This window comes from Micromonospora sp. NPDC002717 (assembly GCF_040295705.1).
Lineage (GTDB): Bacteria > Actinomycetota > Actinomycetes > Mycobacteriales > Micromonosporaceae > Micromonospora.
Window position 1 is genome coordinate 69,914 of sequence record NZ_JBEOVW010000018.1, and the last position, 20,793, is coordinate 90,706.

The window sequence follows — 20,793 nt, forward strand, 5'->3', positions numbered from 1 at the left end:
CGTTCGGGCAGACTTCCGCCGTGTCCTCCAGTGTCTTCGATATCTACCGCCGCCATCTCGGCGAGGGGCTGGGTCGGGTCGCCGCCATGCTCCACACACCACTGGAGGTCGGCGCCACGGGCACCGTGGTGCACACCGCGGACGGTCGTCAACTGCTGAACTGCGCCGGCTACGGCGTGTTCTTCGTCGGCGCCGGGAATCGGGTCGTGCTCGCGGCGGTGCGCGACCAGCTCGAACGGCAGGCGTTGTCCACCCGGGTGCTGCTGAACGAGCCCGCCGCCCTGGCCGCCGAGGCGTTGACCTCGGTGGCGCCCGAGGGCCTGGTCAAGGTGCACTTCTCCAACTCCGGCGCGGAGGCGGTGGAGACCGCGATCAAGATCGCCCGGGCGAACGGGCGGCACCGGCTGGTCTCCATGCACAGCGGATACCACGGCAAGACGGTCGGCGCGCTGTCGCTCACCGCGCGGTCGCTCTATCAGGACCCGTTCCGCCCGCTGCTGCCCGAGGTCACCCACGTCAGGTTCGGCGACCTGGACGAACTCGCCGCCGTCGTCGACCGTGACGTCTGCGTGGTCGTCGAACCGGTGCAGAGCGAGGGCGGGGTGATCATCCCCCAGCCCGGCTATCTCAAGGCGGTCGAGGCGCTGTGCCGCGATCGGGGGGCGATGCTCGTCCTGGACGAGGTGATGACCGGGCTGGGGCGGCTCGGAACCTGGTGGGCGGCGGACCGCGACGGCGTACGGCCGGACGTCCTGCTGGTCGGCAAGGCGCTCAGCGGCGGGCTGGTGCCGGTCGCGGCGACCCTGGCGACCGAGGAGGCGTTCGCCCCGTTCGACAAGGACCCCTACCTGCACACGTCCACGTTCTCCGCGAACCCCCTCGCCATGGCCGCCGTCCGCGCGACGGTCGAGGTGATCAGGGAGGAGAAGCTGGTGGAGCGGGCGGCCGACCTGGGCGCGCGGCTACTTGCGGCGATCACCGAGACGGTGCGGCCGATCGGGCACCTGCTGGCCGACGTACGCGGCGCCGGGCTGCTCATCGGAGTGGAGTTCCGCTCCGGAATGCACGCCGCGGAGTTCCTGATGGACCTGCTCGACAACGACGTGGTCGTCAACCACTCGATGAACGCGCACCCGGTGCTGCGGCTCACCCCACCCGCCACGATGACTCCCGACGAGGAAGAACGGCTGGTCGCCTCGTTCGAGCGGGCCTGCGCCGCCCTGGCCGCGCGGTTCCCCGCCACCGGAAGCGACTTCCCCGCATGACGCGACGTACCGTCCTGGTCACCGGGGCCAGCGGCGTCGTGGGCACCGCCGTACTGGCCGAACTCTCCGGGTACGACGTGGTCGCCGCCGCCTACCGACGCCTGCCGGGCGGCTCGAACCGGGTGGTCCGGCTGGACCTGCACGCCCCCTCGCTCGGGCTCGACCGCCGCGCCTACCGCGAGCTGTGCGCCGAGGTCGACGCGGTGGTCCACTCGGCCGCCATCGTCAACTTCTCCGCCGACCAGGCGGAGGTGGACCGGCTCAACATCGAGGGCCTCGGCCGGGTCGTCGAGTTCGCCGCCGAGGCGGACGCGACGCTGGTCCACGTCAGCACCGCCTACGTGTCCCGGTACGGCCGGGCCGGTGGCGGCGGCAGGCTGGGCACCGAGAAGGTGGCCGCGCGGACCGACGAGTACGTCACGTCGAAGTACCTCGGCGAGCAGACGGTCCGCGACAGCGGCATCGACGCGGTGATCGTCCGGCCGGCGATCGTCATCGGCGACTCCCGTACCGGCGTCATCCGCCAGCACCAGGGAGTGCACCAGCTCGCCGAGTACCTGGTGACCGGCAAGCTGCCGTTCATCCCGGCGCATCCCGGCACGTTCTTCGACCTCGTCCCCCAGGACATGGTCGCGCAGGGGATCCGCGCGGTACTCGACGCCGACCTCCGCAAGGGCGACTACTGGCTGACCGCCGGACCCGCCGGCATCCCGGTGGAGCGCTACCTCGAACTGGTGACGGAAACCGCCCGCGAGTGCGGCATGGACATCCCCGACGGTCGGATCGCGGATCCGTCCATCGTGGACCGACTGGTCCGGCCGGCGTTCGCGGACGTCCTTCCTCCCGAGGACCTGGCGCGGCTGGACGGCGTGGTGGCCGTCTGCGGGCTGGTCATCATCCCCGAACTGCTGCCGACGTCGTTCGGCACGATTCCCGGCGGACCGGACGCGATGACCCCGGCGCAGGCCGAGGACGCGTGGCGGGTCAGCCTGCGTCACCTGATCCGGGGGTTGCAGCAGTGATCGTCAACCCGAGCTGAGGAGGCCACCCGCGATGGAGTGCTCCGTCATCGTGCACGCTCTGCTGCCCAGGGCAGACGCCAAGGAGTCGTTCGACCGGTTGGCCGACTTCGCCGCGTATCCGGAGTTCACCGACACCGTACGGACGGTCGGGGTGACCCGGGTCAGCCCGACCGAGGTGGAGTCGACGTGGGAGGTGAACTTCCGCCGGGGCATCCTCGTCTGGACCGAACGCGACCAGATCGACCCGGTCAACCGCCGCATCGACTTCGAACAGACCAAGGGCGACTTCGCGACGTTCACCGGCTCGTGGCTGGTCGTCGAGGCCGACGAGGGGGTGCGGGTCGAGTTCGACAGCCGGTTCGACCTGGGCATCGCCTCCCTGGCGAGCCTGATCGACCCGGTGGCGTGCGCGGCGATGCGCGACTCGATCCGGGACATCCTGCGCGGGCTGTTCGGCGCCGACATCGAGGTCACCGTGGTGGAGGCCGCCCCGCTCGGCTGAGCGACCGCGGGCCGTCCTCCAGCCGCCCGATCGGCTGGAGGACGGCCCGCTTTCCCTACAGGCCGGGGCGGGCTCCTAGTCGAGCAGGTCGAAGAAGTCGTCCTTCGCCGCGTCGACCTTGTCCGACTCGGTGTCGACCAGCGACAGCAGCTGGTTCAGGGCGTCGGCGAGCCGCTTGCGCGCCACACCGTCCATCGTCAGGTTGGCCAGGCTGGACTCCAGCCGGGTCAGCTCCTCCAGCACCCCGAGCGCGGTGGACGCCTGCTCGGGTAGCAGCTCACCGCGTAGGTAGCCGACCAGTTCCCGCACGTTCGGGTAGTCCAACACCAGGGTCGCTGGCAGGGTCAGCCCGGTCGCGGTGGCGAGCCGGTTGCGCAGCTCGACCGCCGTCAGCGAGTCGAATCCGAGCTCGGGCAGGCTCCGGTTGCCGTCCAGGTCGGCGGCGGAGGTGTGGCCGAGCACCCTGGCTGCCTCGGCGAGCACCATCTCACGCAGCACCCGGTCCTGTTCGGCGGGAGCGAGCCCGGGCAGGGTCCTGGCGAGGTCCGTGCCTCCCGCCCGGGTGCCGCCGGCCGGGCCGGGCGCGCCACCCGCTACCGCGTCGACCGACGCGGTGGCCCGCGCCCCCGGGCCGGCGACGTCCGCGCCGGCCGGGCGGTCCGTGGCCATCAGGTCGTGCAGCACCGGCGGCACCGACCGCCGGTCGTGCCCGTCGAGCAGGGCGCTGTCCACGTCGACGAGGACCGGCGTCGCCGCGTCCGAGTCGAGCGCCCGTTCCAGCAGGGCCAGCCCGCGCCCCGGCGGCAACGGCGTCAGCCCGATCCCGCGCATGCGCCGCAGGCCGGTGTCGCTGACCTGCTCGGCCATCCCGTCCGGCAGCTCCCACAGGCCCCACGCCAGCGACTGCCCCGGCAGCCCCTGCGCGCGCCGCTGCTCGGCGAGGGCGTCGAGGTAGGCGTTGGCGGCGGCGTAACCCGACTGCCCGGGCGAGCCGAACAGGCCGGCCGCGGAGGAGAAGAGCACGAACGCGGCCAGGTCGTACTCGCGGGTCTGCTCGTGCAGCTGCCGTGCGCCGTCCGCCTTCGGCCGCAGCACTCCGGCCACCCGCTGCGGGGTCTGCGACTCGACGACCCCGTCGTCCAGCACACCGGCCAGGTGCAGCACGGCGGTGAGCGGATGCTCGGCGGGGACGGACCTCAGCAGGTCGGCCAGGGCCGCCGGGTCGGCGACGTCGCAGGCGACGACGCGCACCGACTCCGCGCCGAGCGCGGACAGCTCGCCGACCAGGTCGGCGGCGCCGGGGGCGTCGGATCCACGCCGGGACGTGAGCACCAGGTGCCGCACCCCGCGCCGCTCGACCAGGTGCCGTGCCACGAGACGGCCGATGGCGCCGGTCGCGCCGGTGACGAGGACGGTGCCCTGCGGGGCCCACGGCCGTGGTCCGACGCGGGTGACGGCCCCGGGCTCAGTGGGGACCCAGGTCTCCGGGACGAGGCTGTCGGCGGCCGACGGGTGCAGCCGAGGCACCAGCAGTCCGCCGGCACGGACGGCGACCTGCGGTTCTCCGGCGGCACCGGCCGCGGCGAGCGCCTGCCGCGACGCCGGGTCGTCGTCCAGATCGATCAGCGCGAACCGGCCGGGGTGCTCGGACTGCGCCGACCGCAGCAGCCCCCACGCCGCCGCCTGCGCGAGGTCCCGGGAGCGGTCGCCGACGGCCCGCCGGGTCACCACCGCCAACCGGGCGGCGCCGTACCGCGGGTCGGCCAGCCAGCGGTGTGCCAGGTCGAGCGCGGCGGCGACGGTGGGGTGCGGGTCGTCACCGCCCGGCGGCAGTTCGGTGAAGACGAGGTCGGGAACCTGGTCGCTGGCCGTCAACTCGTCGAGCCAGACCACCGGCTGGTCGGACCGGACCGGCGCGGCCGGCACCCAGCGCAGCTCGTACCCGCCGCCCGCCCCGGACGGCCCGGGGGCGAGCCGGTCGGGGGTGATCGGCCGCAGCGCGACGTGCCGGACAGAGGCGACCGGCGCACCGGACGGGTCGGCGAGGACGACGTCGACACCGTCGCCGTCGCGGGTCAGCCGGACCCGCAGCGCCGTGGCGCCTCGGGCGTGCATCTGTAGGCCCGTCCAGGAGAACGGCAGCGCGATCCCGCCGTCCGCCCCGGCGTCGCCGAGCAGGCCGAGGGCGTGCAGCGAAGCGTCGAGCAGCGCCGGGTGCAGCAGGAAACCCTCGGTCGCGCCGGCGGCCTCGGCGGGCAGCGTCACGTCGGCGAAGATCTCGTCGCCCCGCTTCCACGCCCGGCCGACGCCCTGGAACACCGGGCCGTAGTCGTAGCCACCGGCGCGCAGGCGGTCGTAGAAGCCGTCCGTGTCCAACGGCGCCGCGCCCGGCGGCGGCCACAGCCTCAACCGGGTGGCGTCGCTGGTCCGCACCGGGGCGACGGTTCCCGTCGCGTGCGGCGTCCACGTTCCGCCGGGCGGGCGCGCGTGGATGGTCAGCGGGCGGGTCGGGTCGCCGTCCGTCCCGGCGACGACCACCCGGGTCTGGACGGCGCCGGCCTCGGGGAGCACCAGCGGCGCCTGCAGGAGGAGCTCCACCACCTCGGGGCAGCCGGCGTGCGCGCCCGCGCGCGCCGCCAGCTCCGCCAGCAGCGCGCCCGGTACGACGACCGTCCCGCCCACGCGGTGCTGGGCGAGCCACGGCTGGGCGGCGATCGACAGTTCGCCGGTCAGCAGCACTCCGGCGTCCGGCGTCTCGACCGGCTCCCCGAGCAGCGGCCGGGTCGGTTGGGGCAACCAGTACCGCCGGTGCTGGAACGGATAGGTGGGCAGCTCCGCGGGCGGGCCGTCCCCTCCGACCAGCGCGGGCCAGTCGACGTCCACGCCGTGGGCGAACAGGCGGGCCACCGCGTCCCAGGCGGAGTCCCGTTCGTCGCGCCCGCCGCGCAGCAGCGGCACGGCGATCGTCGGGTCACCCGTGTCGGCGTCCAGGTCGCCGACGGAGTCGAGGACCATGGCCGACAGCACGCCGCCGGGCCCGACCTCCAGAAACCGGCTCACCCCCTGCTCGCGTAGCCGGCGTACGCTCTGCGCGAACCGCACCGGTTGCCGCGCGTGCCGGCTCCAGTGCCCCGGTGTGATCATGTCCACCGGCAGGCCCGTCTCGTTGGAGACCAGCGGGATCTCCGGCGCCCGGTGGGTGAGGTCCGCCTCCAGCTTGGCGAGGTCCGCGAGCATCGGCTCCATCAACGGGGAGTGGAACGCGTGGCTGACGCGTAGCCGGGTGGTCCTGCGGCCTCGTGCGGCGAACGCGTCGGCGACGGTCCGCACCGCGTCCTGCGGGCCGGCGACGACGACCGACGTCGGGCCGTTGACGGCGGCGAGCCCGACCTGGGCCGCGGGGTCGGCGATCAGTGGCTCGACCTCCTGCGGGGTGGCCTGGATCGCGGCCATCGCGCCGCCGGCGGGCAGCGCCTGCATCAGCCGTCCGCGGGCGACGACGAGGCGGGCGGCGTCGTCCAGCGAGAGCGCGCCGGCCACGTGGGCGGCGGTGATCTCCCCGATCGAGTGGCCGAGGACGAAGTCCGGCCGGAGGCCCCAGTGTCGCAGCAGCCGGTACAGCGCCACCTCCACGGCGAACAGCGCCGGCTGGGTGTACTCGGTCTGGTCCAGCAGGTCCGGGTCGCCGTCGATGACCGCGCGGATGGGACGGTCCAGGTGCCGGTCCAGTGCGGCGCAGACCTCGTCCAGGGCGGCGGCGAACCGCGGTTCGGCCGCGGCGAGTTCCCGCCCCATCCCGGGTCGCTGCGATCCCTGTCCAGGGAAGACCAGGGCCAGCCTGCCCTCGCTCGCCGTGCCGGTGACCACGGCCGGGGCGTCCTGCCCGGCGGCGAGCGCCGCGAGGGCGTCGCGGTCGAGGACGACGGCGCGCTGCTCGAACGCCGTACGCCGGGCTGCCGCGACCGCCGCCGCGCGGGTCGGCAGGTCGGGGTGGGCGTCGAGGAAGGCGTCGAGGCGGCGGGCATGTTCGCGCAGCGCGGGGACGGTCCGCGCGGAGAGCACCAGCGGCGCCGGCACCGCCGCGCTGTCGGCCGGGGCGGCGGGCTCGTCCTGCGGCGCCTCCTCGACGATGACGTGCGCGTTGGTGCCGCTGATCCCGAACGACGACACCGCGGCGCGGCGCGGCCGGGCGCCGGCCGGCCAGGGCTGCTCGTCGGTGAGCAGCCGCAGCGGGCCGGCGGACCAGTCCACGTACGGGGTGGGTTCGTCGACGTGCAGCGTGCGGGGCAGCCGGCCGTGCCGCAGCGCCAGCACCATCTTGATGACCCCGGCCACGCCGGCCGCCGCCTGGGTGTGTCCGATGTTCGACTTGACCGACCCGAGCCACAGCGGACGCTGCCGGCCGGAGCCGTACGCGGCGGTCAGCGCCTGAGCCTCGATCGGGTCGCCCAGCCGGGTGCCGGTGCCGTGTGCCTCCACCACGTCCACGTCGGGTGCGTCGAGTCCCGCGTCGGCGAGCGCGTCGGCGATCAGGCGTTGCTGGGACGGACCGTTGGGCGCGGTGAGGCCGTTGGACGCCCCGTCGGAGTTGACCGCGCTGCCCCGCAGCACCGCCAGGACGCGCCGGCCGTGCCGGCGTGCGTCGGCGAGCCGTTCGAGGACCAGCACACCGGCGCCCTCGGCCCAGCCGGTGCCGTCGGCGGACGCGGCGAACGACCGGCACCGCCCGTCCGGGGAGAGCCCGCCCTGGCGGCTGAACTCGGTGAACACCAACGGCGTCCCGATCACGGTGACCCCGCCGGCCAATGCGAGGTCGCACTCGCCGGTACGCAGCGAGCGGGCCGCCAGGTGCAGCGCGACCAGCGACGACGAGCAGGCGGTGTCGACCGACAGCGAGGGTCCCTCCAGGCCCAACGTGTACGACACGCGGCCGGAGACGATGCTGGACGCGTTGCCGGCCATCAGGAAGCCGGCGACCTCCGGCGGGATGGCGCCGAGGCGCGGGGCGTAGTCGCCGGCGATGACGCCGGCGTACACGCCGGTGCGGCTTCCGCGCAGCGTGCGCGGGTCGATGCCGGCGCGTTCCAGCGCCTCCCAGGATATCTCCAGCATCAGCCGCTGCTGCGGATCGGTGGCCAGTGCCTCGCGGGGCGACAGGCCGAAGAATCCGGCGTCGAAGTCGCCGGCGTCGTAGAGGAATCCGCCGTGGCGGGCGTAGGTGGAGCCGGGACGGTCGGGGTCGGGATGGAACACCTGCGGGTCCCAGCCCCGGTCGGTCGGGAACGGTCCGACGCCGTCGCGGCCGTCGGCCAGGAAGGTCCAGAATTCCTCGGGGGTGGCCGCCCCGCCGGGGAAACGGCAGGCCATCGCCACGATGGCGATCGGCTCGGGCCCACCCGACGGCGCGCCGTCCGGCTCGCCGGCCATCGGCGTGTCGACGCGGCGCCCCGGTCCCCGGTCCGCCTCCGGGCCGCCGACCTGTTCGGCCAGGTACCCGGCCAGGGCCGCCGGGTTGGGGTAGTCGAAGGCGAGGGTGCCGGAGAGTTGGAGCCCACTCGCCTCGGACAGCCGGTCGGCCAGTTCGAGCGCGGTCAGCGAGTCGAAGCCAAGGTCGGCGAAGGCGCCGTCGGCAGTGACGTCACCGCGCGGCCGACCGAGCACCTCGGCCGCCTCGGTACGTACGACATCCAACCACCACTGCGTCCTGGAGTCACCCATTCAGGCGGCCGCCTTCCGCGATCATCAACGTCGGTGCCGCGGTCACCCACCGGGCAGCGGTCATCCTCCATCGGTCACGGCGGCCAACACAATCGCCCGTACGGACTCCACAAAGGATCTATGGTCTTTGTCGATCGCCCTGTCTACGCTGTGCCGCATGATTCAGGCGAGATCGAGGTGAGCCGTTTCGTCGATGCCGTCGTCGGCACCGCCGGGCGGTCGCCGGGCGGCATGGTCACCGGCGCCCCCGGGAACCCGGTGCGGCGCAGCTGGGGGCAGTTGCACGAGGCGGCCCGGCGTACGGCGGCGGCACTGGTCGCCGGCGGGCTGGCCCCCCGCCAGGCCGTCGCGGTCCTGGCCGGTGACCCGGGGGAGGTCGCGCGCGTCGCCCAGGGGACGTGGCTGGCCGGCGGCAGCGTGACCATGCTGCACCAGCCGACCCCGCGGACCGACCTGTCCGTCTGGCGCGACGACACGCTGCGTGTCCTGCGCATGATCGACGCGCGTCTGGTGCTGGTGGGCGCCCCGTTCGAGGCGATGGCCGACGTGCTGCGCGCGCAGGGCGTCCCCCACCGGATGATCGGCGACCTGGACAGCGACCGGGAGTTCACCATCGTGCCCGCCGGCGAGGACGACACCGCGCTGCTCCAGTTGACCAGCGGCTCGACCGCCGAGCCGAAGGCGGTGCGGATCACCCACCGCAACATCCACGCCAACCTCGTCGACACCGCGGCCCACCTCGAGTGCGGCGACGACGACGTGCTGGTGAGCTGGCTGCCGCTCTTCCACGACATGGGCATGGTCGGCTGCCTATTGCTGCCCATGTTCACCGGCATCGACCTGGTCATGGTCACGCCCGCGGAGTTCCTCGGCCGTCCGATGGTGTGGGCGGAGCTGATGAGCCGGTACGGCGGCACGATCACCGCCGCCCCGAACTTCGCGTACGCGATCCTGACCCGGCAGCTCGCCCGCGCCGACGCCGGTTCGCTCGACCTGTCCCGGTTGAAGGCCCTGTGCAACGGCGCGGAGCCGATCGACCCGTCGACGGTGGAGGCGTTCGTCGCGGCCGGCGCCCGGTTCGGCCTGCGACCGGAGGCGGTGAACTGCTGCTACGGCGCGGCGGAGAGCGCCCTGGTCATCTCGCTGTCGGCGCTGTCGGATCCGATGCTCCTCGACACCGTCGACGCCCTGGAGCTGGAGAAGAACCGGCGGGCGGTACCGGCGGGCGACGACCACCCGAGCGCCTTGCGCCGGCTGCCCATGCTCGGCGCCGCCCACCCGAGCGTGACCGTGCGGGTCGTCGACGACTCCGGCGCCGAGCTGGGCGACCGTGAGGTCGGCCGGTTGCAGCTGCGCGGCGACTCGGTGACCCGGAGCTACCTCACCGAGGACGGTCCGGCCCCGGCTCTGGACGACGACGGCTGGTTGGACATCGGCGACGAGGGCTACCTGGTCGACGGTCAGATCGTGGTCTGCGGCCGCCGCAAGGACGTCGTCATCATGGGCGGTCGCAACATCTATCCCACCGACATCGAGCGCGCGGCCGCCGGCGTCGACGGCGTCCGGGACGGCAACGTCGCGGCGGTACGACTGCTGGCCGGCGACGGGGTGGCGCGGGAGTCGTTCGCGGTGCTGGTCGAGTCCCGCCTGGTCGGTGACCCGGCCGCCGAGAAGGCGCTGTCCGACGCGATCGCCAACCGGGTCCTCGCCGACGTCGACGCCCGTCCGGCGGAGGTCGTGGTGCTGCCGCCGGGCAGCCTTCCGAAGACACCGTCGGGCAAGCTGCGCCGCGCGGCGGCCCGCTCGCTCATCCCTCGCTGACCGTCCGCCTCCGGAGGAAGACTGTGCGATCCCTTGATCAGGCCCGTGCCCTCTGCGAGTCGTACCTGCCGGGGCTGCTCGACGGGTTGTCGAAGGTCCCGTTCGAGCAACGGGAAGCCTCCGGCGGCGACACGCTGCCGGTGTTCCGGGCCAGCGGCGGCCCGAGCCTGGTGATCCCGAAGGACTACGGCGGGCTCGGCGCGTCCCCGTTGGACGCGGTACGGGTCACCCGCGCGATCGGCGCCCACGCGCCGTCACTGGCGGTCGCGACCACGATGCACCACTTCTCCGTGGCGACGCTGTTCACCTTCGCCGAGAGCATCAAGAACTCCGGCATGGAGTGGGCCCTGCTGGAGGCGATCACCAGCCGCAACCTGCTGGTCTCCTCGGCCTTCGCCGAGGGCCGCCCGGCCCAGGGCATCCTCTCCCCCACGATGACGGCGACGCCGGTGGACGGCGGCTACCGGATCAACGGGTCGAAGAAACCGTGCAGCCTGAGCCACTCGATGGACCTGCTGACGGCCAGCGTGGCGGTGCCCGCACCGGGCGGCGGCCAGCAGACGGCCTTCCTGCTCATGCCGGCCACGCTGCGCGGCATCACCCGGCACCCGTTCTGGGGCAGCAGCGTGCTCGCCGGCGCGGAGAGCGACGAGGTCCGGCTGACCGACGTGTTCATCGAGGAGGAACTGGTCATCCCGACCGAGAACGGCCCGGACGGGATGCTCGACGACCTGCAGACCGTCGGGTTCATCTGGTTCGAGCTGCTCATCACCGCGTCGTACCTGGGCATGGCCAGCGCGCTCGTCGAACGCGCGTTGGCCGCCGGGCGCGGCGCGGTCACCGACCGCGCCGCGCTGGGCACCCGGCTGGAGACGGCGACGCAACTGCTGGAGGGCGCGGCCCGCGCCATGCAGGCCGGCGAGACGGGCAACGACGCGCTGGCCCGTGTCCTGATGGCCCGCTACGGCACGCAGGACGCCATCACCGACGCCGCCCGCCAGGCGGTCGAGATGCTCGGGGGCATGTCGTTCATCCGCTCCCCCGAGGTGGCCTACCTGGTCGCGGCCTGCCAGTGCGTCGCGTTCCACCCGCCGTCGCGGGCCAGCGTCGCGGCGCCGCTGGTCGACTACCTCGACGGCACCCGCCCGTTCATCATGAACGACAGCGCCCCGGCACCCGCCGCGCAGCCACCAGCGGCGCAGCCGCCCGTGCAGGCACCGGCGGTGCCGGCCGCGCAGCCACCGGGCCCGCAGGCGGTGCGGGCACCGGCGCTGGTACCGCCGTCCGTGGTCCCGCCGGCCGCCGCACCCGCGCCCAGCCCCACGATCGAGCCGGCCCCGGCCCTTGTTCGATCCGCCGACGCGGCACCGGTCACCGTGCCCGGTCCGCGTCCGCAGCCGGTGGTCACCTACAGTCCCCAGCCGGCGGCCCCCCGCACCGACGAGCGGTCGGGGATGACGGCGGCCGACGCCGCCGACTGGGACCAGGCGTCCTCCCTGTTCGACGGCGCGGAGGGCATCCGGCTGACCGCACGCGACTGCGACCTGCGGTACTGGTTCGCCAACGTCCCGCAGCGCACGCTGCGCGGAAACATCGTCGGCTACTCGCCGGAGCTGGTGACCCCGGACTTCCTGCACGAGCCGGGCCCGCTCCGCGACGCGCTGATCCAGGAGGTCGCGTTCCGCGCGCTGGCCGAGGAGCGGGCGGCCCGCGCGATCGGTCACATCGTGGCGTGCGCGCCGGATTCCACGACCGCCGAGTTCTACGCCACCCAGCTGGTGGACGAGACCCGGCACGCGATGATCTTCCGGAACCACCTGCGGAACCTCGGCATCGACGAGCACGACGTCGCCGCCGTCATCGCCGAGCAGACCGCGCACGACAAGGCGGCCATCCTCGATCCGTTGGAGGAGTACGGCATGCCGATCGTGCGCGAGCAACAGGACTTCGTCGGCGGCGTGGTGCTGCTGACGATCCTGGTCGAAGGCTTCCTCGCCCCGTCGTTCGAACTCAGCGAGCGCAAGTGGCGACCGATCGACCCGCGGATGGCGGACATGGAGAAGGGCGCCGCCATCGACGAGGTGCGCCACCTCGCCGTCGGCACGTCGATCATCCGCGAGCACGTGCAGCGGCACCCCGACGAGAAGGAACGCCTCGTCGAGCTCATCCGCGACGGCATGCGGCTGTGGGAGCAGTTGCCGGTGTCCGACCAGCTAACCCGCTGGGAGAACTGGTTCCAGGAGGGCATCGCCCCGCACCTGGCCGCCATCGGTGACTACGAGGTGTGGGACGGGCGGCGGCTGGTCGACACCACGCCGGAGGAACGCATCCAGAAGGCTGTCGAGGTCACGAGCATCGTGCACTCCACCCGCCTCACCGACATGGGCCTCGGCCGGGCATTGATCTACTGATCCTCCGTCCCGTGGCCTGGGGGGCGGCCCCAGGCCACGGGCGCGCCTCGCGACGGGCTGGCACGGCGGGGGCTTCCCGGGCGCGGGCACCGCGGCGGCACGGCTCTACGCGGGCACCGCGGCGGCGCGGCTCTACGCGGGCACCGCGGCGGCGCGGCTCTACGCGGGCACCGCGGCGGCGCGGCTCTACGCGGGCACCGCGGCGGCGCGGCTCTACGCGGCCGTACGCTCCGCGTCCAGGTGGCTGCTCTCCCCGCGGATCCCCCACCGGCTGTAGAGCGGCCGCAGCGGCCCGGGCACCCACCAGTTGAGCCGGCCGAGCAGCCGCATCGTGGCCGGCATCAACAGCGCCCGGACGATGGTGGCGTCGACGACGACGGCGAGGGCGAGCCCGATACCGATGATCTTCACGACCAGCACGCTCGCGGTCGCGAACGACACGATCACCACCACCAGCAGCAGGGCCGCGCTGGTGATGATCCGGCCGGACCGCTGCAACCCGACCGCGACCGCCTCGGTGTTGTCACCGCTGAGGTCGTAGTGCTCGCGGATGCGCGAGAGCAGGAACACCTCGTAGTCCATCGACAGTCCGAACGCGACGGCGAAGATCAGGATCGGTTGCACCACGTCGATGTTGCCGGTGGAGGTGAACCGCAGCAGCCCGGCGAGGTGGCCGTCCTGAAAGACCCACACCACCGCGCCGAACGCCGCCGTCAGGCTCAGCACGTTCATCAGGATCGCCTTGACCGGCAGCACCAGCGAGCCGAAGGACAGGAACAACAGCACGAACGTGGTGACCACGACGAGCAGCGCCATCCACGGCAGCCGCTGCTCGAGCATGTCCATCAGGTCGGCGAACCCGGCGGCGTCGCCGCCGACCAGCACCGTGCCGGAGGGCGGCGGTTCGACGCCGCGCACCGCGTCGACCAGCTCCCGTCCCTGCTCGGAGATCGGTTCCGCGTCGAACCGGACGGTGACCCGCGCGGTGTCGCCGGCCAGACCGCTGACGTCCGCCTGCCGTACGCCCGGCAGCGCGGCCACCCGCTCCACGTACGCGGTGATCTCCTCCCGGCCGGGAGGACCGGTGACCGGGCCGTCCAGCGTGACGATGGCCTCGACCGGCCGGGTGACGCTGTCCGGGAACGACCGCTCGATGGCGTCCTGGACCTGCCGGCTCTCCGCCGAGGCGGGCAGCACCCGGGTGTCCAGCCAGCCGTAGGAGATGCGCAGGAACGGCAGACCGAGAACCACCAGCACGGCGATGACCGCGCCACCGACCAGTACGGGTCGGCGCATCACCGTCCGCGCGATCCGCGCCCACGCGCCGGAGTTCGGGTCGGTGTCGACCGGCCTGCGGCGACGCTCCCGCAGCCGCGACCCGAACAGGGCCAGCATCGCCGCCATCACGGTCATCGCGAAGAACCCCGCCAGCAGCACCGCGGCGACCCCACCGACGGCGATGGACCGGAGGAACACCTGCGGGAAGACGGCCAGGCTGGCGAGCGCGAGCGCGACGGTCACCGCGGAGACGACGATGGTCCGGCCCGCGGTGACCATGGTCCGCCGCAACGCCGCCGGGACGGGGTGGCCCGCGCCGAGTTCCTCCCGGAACCGGCTGACCATGAACAGGCTGTAGTCCACGGCCAGCCCGAGGCCGAGCAGCGTGACCACGTTGACCGCGAAGATCGAGATGTCGGTGAACTGCGCCAGCAGCCGCAGGCCGGCCAACGAGCCCACGATCGCCAGCACCCCGACCGCGACCGGGAGCAGCGCCGCCAGCAGGTTGCGGAAGATGAGCACCAGCAGCAGGAAAAGGATCGGCAACGCCAGCGCCTCGGCGCGCGTCAGGTCCGCCTTGCTCTGGCTGTTGACGTCGTCGATCAGCGCCAGCGGCCCCCCGACGGTGACGTCGAGATCCGGGCTGGTCAGGCTGTCCTTGATGGCGAGGTAGTTGGTGAGGCGTTCGTTCTCGGTGGCACCGGCGATCTGCACCGCCGCGAACGTCTCGTGCCGGTCGGTGCTGACCAGGGCGGGAACCCTGGCCCCCCAGTAGTCGGTCACGCCCTCGACCCGGTCCGCCGGCAGCCCGTCCAGCACGCGCCGGGCGGCGTCGGCGTACGCGGGCTCCTCCACCGTCCAGCGGTCGCTGCCGAACAGCACGACGACGTCCGCGTCGTTGCGTCCGAGCGCCTTGCGTTCGACCTCGTCGGCACGGGAGCTCTCGCTCGCCGCGTAGGTGAACCCGCCGACGGCCAGGTCGCCGAACGCGCCGGCGCCCCAGGTGCCCGCGGCGACCAGGAACACCGCGGCGCCGGCGATCACCCACCAGCGCGCCCGGTGCGCGAGCCGGCCGAGGAGATCCAACATGACAGCAACCCTTCGCTCGACCGCGGTGCTCGGGAGAACGACGCGGCGCCGGCACAGTCAGGACCGGCGCCGCGTCGATGTGATCACAGGATGGCGATGATCAGGTCCAGCGCCCGATGCCGATCGCCTGGGCATCGGAGAGCAGCTTCTCCCGGAGCGCGACCCGGCGAATCTTCCACGTGCCGGTTCGCGGGAACTCGTCCCACTTTATCTGGATCGGCGGGGCCATCGGGCTCAGGTCCGCGACCGCCCGCTCCCAGTCGCCCTTGTCCAGCGGAACGTCGTCCGCGGTGCTGACCACGGGTACCGGCAGGTCGCCGGCGACCGGAAGGACGACGACCTCGGTGGTGTAGTCGATCCGGTCGAGGATGAGGTCCTCGAACTCGATCGCGCTGCCGCCGGGGATCCGGTCGATCTCCCGGTCCACGATCCGCACGGCACCCCACTTGTTGATGACCGCGAGGTCGCCGGTGTTCCACCACCTGCCGTTGCACTTCAGGTCGTGCCGGTCCTGTTCGCCCACGTACGCGAGGCACCGTCCCGGCTGGTCGATCTCGATCAGGCCGACCTGGCCGCGCGGGACCTCCTTGCCGGTCTCCGGGTCCACCGCCCGCATCTTGGCGTGGAACGGGATGGGCCAGCCGATCAGCTGCGTCGGCGGCGGCCGGTGCCCCTTGCGGCGCACGACGAAGCGGAAGAACGGCCGGATGCAGAGCGCGCCGTTCTCGCTCTGGCTCCACGACTGGACCCAGATCGGGAACCGGCGCTTGGTGGCGGCCATGAAGGTCCGGATCGTGCGGGTGTGGATGGCGTCGAACGAGTTGACGTACTCGCGCACGTTGCTGAACAGGCCGGCGGGGTCGCGGGCCAGCGGCTCCCAGGCCAGGTAGATGTTCGGCAGCGCCTCCACCAGCGTCGGCTTGTGCTCGGCCAGCAGCTCCCGGATCCGCGGCGAGAGCGGGTCGGACAGGTAGAGCACCCGCGGGCCGACCGCGGCCATCGCCAGCTGCATGGTGGTGAGCCGCTCGTGTGTGTAGGGATCGCAGAACGCCACCGTGTCGCTGCGCCGGAGCCCGAACCTGGGCCACCGCTCGGTCTCCACGATCGCCATCGCGTAGATGGACTCGGCGGAGTGCATGACCAGCTTGGGCACGCCGGTGGTGCCGGAGGTGTGGGTGATGACCACCGGCTCCTTGAACTCGCGCATGTTCGGCTGGACGGGCGGCGCGTCCTTGAAGTCGTCCAGGTGCAGCACGTCCGGCCGGTCCGCGACCGCGTCGACGCTGATCGTCCGTACGGTGAGCTCCGCCACCACCTCCGGGGTGATGCCGCACTTGTCGAGGTGCTTCTGGTCGGTCAACAGGAACGGCCGTTCCAGCCGCTCCAGCATCGGGATCATCGCCTCCGGCCCGTAGGAGCCGGAGAACATGCAGGGAATGGCGCCGATGCGGGCGATGGCGCAGCCGAGGATGACGATGTCCAGGTGGTTCTGCTTGAGGATCGCCACCCGGTCCCACGGGCGCACGCCCGCCTTGTGCAGCCAGGCCGCGGCGCGATCGACGAGTTCCGCCCACTGGGTGTAGGTGCGGGTTTCGGCTCCGTCGGGGTCGATGTCCGGCGGGCGGTCGACGATGACCAGCTCGTCCGGGGCGGTCTTCGCCGCCACGTGCCAGGTCTCGCCCATCTTGGAGTGCTTCGGTACGCGCGAAAAGGGGCTCAGCCGACGGCGCCACCGGGTGGGCGTGAACTCGGTGAGAAACCGCGGAATGGGCCGCTGCGGCTCGACGTCGTCGCCGGCGACCGTTGAATCGGCGGGTGAGGCCACGAGCGCGTCCTCCTGTTCTCGGGGCTTGGGGGAGGTCAGCTGACGACGAATGATCATCGGCCGTCCAATTGGCCGGTAACGATATCGACATTGTCCGGCGTAGACCAGATCTGGGCGGACGGAAATCCGACCCCGAACGCATCCGACCCCCGGGCCGTCCGACCAGTGTGGACGCAACGACGACCGGCCATAATGCCCCGTCGGCGACGGGGCATGGGAACCCGCACCCACACCCGCGTCCGGTCCGAGTTCATTCGTCGTTCCCCGTGGACGTGGGGGTCGCGGTGTCCGCCTGCGGCCATGACCACCTTCGGACAGCTCGCCGGGGCCCGTGGTGATCACCCCTCTCCTATCGTCGGCTCGGCACATTTCTCATGATCACGGGCTTGTTAGCGAGGTGTGATGGCGACGCGTGGGCGGAAAATCGCTCGCGGCGCGATGGTTGCAGCCGTGAGTCTGCTACTGCCGGGTACGGCGGTGGTGGCGATATCGACGGGGGTTTCCGCGGTACCTTCAAGCGGGAACTCGGTGGCGGCGCGGGCCACGGGAAGCGAACGAACGGCGGCCCTCGCGGCAGCGCGTCGGTCCGGGCAGCGAGTTCGGGTGCCGAGCCTGACGACCGAGACCGGCGAGGTGTTCGCCAACCCCGGTGGATCGTTCACGCTCGAGCAGCATGCCCATCCGGTGCGGGTGCGGCAGGGCGCCGGGTGGGCCCAGGTGGACACCCGGCTGCGCCGGCAGGTCGACGGCTCCGTCGGCCCGGCGGCCACCACGGCGCGGGTCACCTTCTCCGGCGGCGGTGACCAGCCCCTGGCGCGGCTGCACCGCGACGGACACGAACTCCGGCTCGGCTGGCCGGCCCGGTTGCCCGAGCCGGCCCTGGACGGGGACACTGCGACGTATCCGGAGGTGCTGCCCGGGGTCGACCTACGAGTTCAGGCCACCGTGGACGGCTTCGCGCAGGTCCTCGTCGTCAGGTCGGCGGAGGCCGCGTCGAACCCGGCGTTGCATCGGCTGCGTCTGAACACCACCGGCAGCACGGGACTCACCGTCGTGTCGGAGCCGAACGGAGGGCTCAAGGCGGTGACCGCCACCGGGCGGGTCGTGTTCCGAGCGCCCACCCCGCTGATGTGGGACTCCTCGGGGGCCGAGGCCGCCAGCGGATCGGTACGCGGGCCCGGCACCGGTTCCCGTCAGGCGGCGATGGCTGTCGAGGCCCGCCCCGGTGAACTGGCGGTCCTTCCCGACCGGCGGATGCTGACCGACCCGAAGACCCGCTACCCGCTCTTCATCGACCCGACCTGGGGCGGCACCAGGCAGGCCCACGCCATGGTGTCGAAGTACTACTCGACCTACAACGGCAGCGGGGACGTCAAGGTCGGCTACTACAACGACCCCAACGCCTCGCCGACCAGCGACACCTACCGGTCGTTCTTCCGCATGGACACCTCCCAGGTGCGCGGCAAGCAGATCCTCTCGGCCACCTTCCGCATCCGTGAGACGCACTCCTGGTCCTGCTCGCCGCGGGCGGTGGAGCTCTGGGCGACGAGCTCGATCAGCGCCTCGATGGCCTGGCACGCCCAACCGACCTGGGCCTACCGGATGGACACCAGAAGCGTCGCGCACGGCTACTCGAGCAGTTGTGGACCGGCCGACGTCGAGTTCAACACCTTGCAGCAGGTGAAGGACGCCGCGGCGGGCGGCTGGACCAGCGTGACCATGGGGTTGCGCGCCAGCGACGAGACGGACAAGTACGGCTGGAAGAAATTCAACAACAACCCCGTCCTGTCGATCACCTACAACACGGCGCCGAACGTGCCGACGAACTCGACGACGTACCCCGACCAGCCATGCCTGACCGGCGAGAGCAGGCCGGTCGTCGGCCCGCCCGGCACCGTCAGGATGCTGGCCACCGTCGCCGACCCCGACGGCGGCAACGTCAGGGCCCGCTTCGAGTGGTACGACATCGGTGGCGCCAGGCTCGGCGAGACCCTCACCGCCGCGAAGAGTTCCGGGCTGCAGCACGAGGCGGTCGTCCCGTCGACCGACATCGGGACCGGCCGCACCCTCTCCTGGCGGGTACGCGCCGAGGACGGCACCGCGGTCAGCGCGTGGAGCGCCTCCTGCGAGGTGACAGTCGACCCGCAGGCGCCGACGAACGGCCCCACGGTCAGCTCGACCACGTATCCGGCGATCGGCGTCAACGGCGGGATCGGCCAGCCGGGCTCGTTCACCTTCGGGCCGAACGGCGTCACCGACGTGGCCAGCTACGAATACGAGCTGGACGGCGCGGCCGGCGGCACCGGGACCGTGGCAGCCGGCGGTGACCTGACCGCGACCGTGTCGCTCACCCCGCCGGACTCCGAGGCACTGCTGCACACCCTGCTGGTCCGCAGCCTCGACGTCGCCAACTCACCCGGACCGTGGACCACCTACTCGTTCCAGGTGGGCGGCCGAAGCGCCCCGGCCGGGCACTGGACGTTCGACGAGGCGAGCGGCACCACCGCGGCCGATTCCTCCGGCGACAACCGCACCGCCACCCTCGGCGCCGGGGCCGGCTGGACCGGCGGCCGGGTCGGTGGCGCGCTGACGACCGACGGAGCCACCGGTCACGCCTCGGCGAGTTCGGTGGCGCAGACCAGCAGCAGCTTCACCGTCTCGGCCTGGGTCCGGCTCGACACGGCGGGCCAGGACCGTACCGCGGTCAGCCAGGACGGCAGCAAGCACAGCGCCTTCTTCCTCGGCTACGACAGCTCCGACCAGAAGTGGTCGTTCAAGGCGCCGGTGTTGGACAGTCTCAGCAACTTCATGGTCATCCGCGCGGCGTCCGACGCGCCCGCCCCCCTGGGCGCCTGGACCCACCTGGCCGGTGTCTTCGACGCGTCGACCAGGGAGATCCGGCTCTACGTCGACGGCGCTCTCGCCGGGACCGCCGCCCGCGGCTCGTACACCTGGCCGGCAGTCGGGTCCCTGCAGATCGGGCGGGGTAAGAAGTACGGCAGCGCGGTCAACTACTGGTCCGGCGCGATCGACGACGTGCGGGTGTGGAACCGGGTGGTCTACCCGAGCACCATCGGCGGCACGGCGAGCGAGATCCGGAACCTGTCCAACCAGCCGCCGCGCGCCGAAGGGGCCTGGGCGCTGGACGAGGCGGCCGGCACGAGCACGGCCGACACGTCCGGCAACGGGCGTACCGCCACGCTGCACGGCGGAGCGAGCTGGGGCGAGGGCTACACGAGCGGTGCCCTGGAACTCGACGGCACCACGGGCCACGCCGCGACCGCCGGGCAGGTGCTGCGTACCGACAGCAGCTTCACCGTGTCCGCCTGGGTCCGTCTGGACCGGACAGCCGGGGTCGGCTACCCGTCCGCCGTCTCGCAGGTCGGCACCCGTACCGCCGCGTTTTCCCTCGGTTACAGCGAGCCGGACGCCAGGTGGGTGGCGACCATGGCGACCACCGACGCCGACACCGCGACCAGCGTCCGCGCCCTCGCCTCGCCCGACCAGTTCCCGGTGACGGCCGGCGAGTGGACCCACCTCACCCTGGTCTACGACGACGCGGTGGATCGGATGCACCTCTACGTCAACGGGATCTGGGCGGCGGGCGACACGATCGACGCGCGGTGGACGACAGGTGGCCCGTTGACCATCGGGCGGGCGATGGGGAACGGCAACCCCACCGACTTCTGGCCCGGCGCGGTGGACGAGGTCCGGGTCTGGACCGGCGCCCTGACGGATGCCCAGGTCAACGCCCTTCCCCTCGAGATCTATCCGTAACAGCTGCCAACGGCGGCGACGTCGTCGGCGGAGCGGGCCGCGGCACCACGATGCCGCGGCCGGCTCCGCCGTGCCCCGAGCAGCG

The 20,793-nt window shown here is 72.8% G+C and carries 8 protein-coding genes and 1 pseudogene; 6 read left to right on the plus strand and 3 right to left on the minus strand.

Annotated features, from left to right (window positions below):
* The first annotated feature begins 20 nt into the window (after positions 1-20).
* From ABT006_RS24485 to ABT006_RS24495, 3 genes are read left to right on the plus strand one after another with little or no spacing between them, the layout of a single operon-like run.
* Positions 21-1,265 (plus strand): aspartate aminotransferase family protein, encoded by a 1,245-nt coding sequence (locus ABT006_RS24485; protein WP_350709955.1) that lies wholly within the window; start codon positions 21-23, stop codon positions 1,263-1,265.
* Positions 1,262-2,287, plus strand: a complete 1,026-nt coding sequence (locus ABT006_RS24490) for an SDR family oxidoreductase (protein ID WP_350709957.1) — start codon at positions 1,262-1,264, stop codon at positions 2,285-2,287. The genes ABT006_RS24485 and ABT006_RS24490 overlap by 4 nt, the downstream gene beginning before the upstream one ends.
* A gap of 31 nt (positions 2,288-2,318) precedes the next feature.
* On the plus strand, positions 2,319-2,789 hold the full coding sequence (locus tag ABT006_RS24495) for a type II toxin-antitoxin system RatA family toxin (protein WP_350709959.1): 471 nt from the start codon (positions 2,319-2,321) through the stop codon (positions 2,787-2,789).
* Between the two features lie 75 nt (positions 2,790-2,864).
* On the opposite strand, the pseudogene ABT006_RS24500 reads toward ABT006_RS24495, so the two are convergent.
* Positions 2,865-8,477 (minus strand): annotated as a pseudogene (locus ABT006_RS24500) (SDR family NAD(P)-dependent oxidoreductase); the annotation flags it as partial.
* A gap of 207 nt (positions 8,478-8,684) precedes the next feature.
* Between ABT006_RS24500 and ABT006_RS24505 the strand changes: the two are divergent.
* Positions 8,685-10,328 (plus strand): fatty acyl-AMP ligase, encoded by a 1,644-nt coding sequence (locus ABT006_RS24505; protein WP_350709963.1) that lies wholly within the window; start codon positions 8,685-8,687, stop codon positions 10,326-10,328.
* A gap of 23 nt (positions 10,329-10,351) precedes the next feature.
* On the plus strand, positions 10,352-12,739 hold the full coding sequence (locus ABT006_RS24510; protein ID WP_350709965.1) for an acyl-CoA dehydrogenase family protein: 2,388 nt from the start codon (positions 10,352-10,354) through the stop codon (positions 12,737-12,739).
* Positions 12,740-12,952: 213 nt separating this feature from the next.
* On the opposite strand, the gene ABT006_RS24515 is transcribed toward ABT006_RS24510, so the two are convergent.
* Complete coding sequence (locus tag ABT006_RS24515; RefSeq protein ID WP_350709967.1) at positions 12,953-15,106, minus strand: MMPL family transporter; 2,154 nt, start codon at positions 15,104-15,106, stop codon at positions 12,953-12,955.
* A 100-nt stretch (positions 15,107-15,206) separates the two neighbouring features.
* Positions 15,207-16,790 carry a class I adenylate-forming enzyme family protein gene (locus ABT006_RS24520; RefSeq protein ID WP_350709969.1) on the minus strand — a complete coding sequence of 528 codons (1,584 nt, stop codon included), beginning with the start codon at positions 16,788-16,790 and terminating at the stop codon, positions 15,207-15,209.
* 744 nt (positions 16,791-17,534) lie between these two features.
* Here ABT006_RS24520 and ABT006_RS24525 point away from each other — a divergent pair.
* Positions 17,535-20,708, plus strand: a complete 3,174-nt coding sequence (locus ABT006_RS24525; RefSeq protein WP_350709971.1) for a LamG-like jellyroll fold domain-containing protein — start codon at positions 17,535-17,537, stop codon at positions 20,706-20,708.
* Positions 20,709-20,793: the final 85 nt, after the last annotated feature.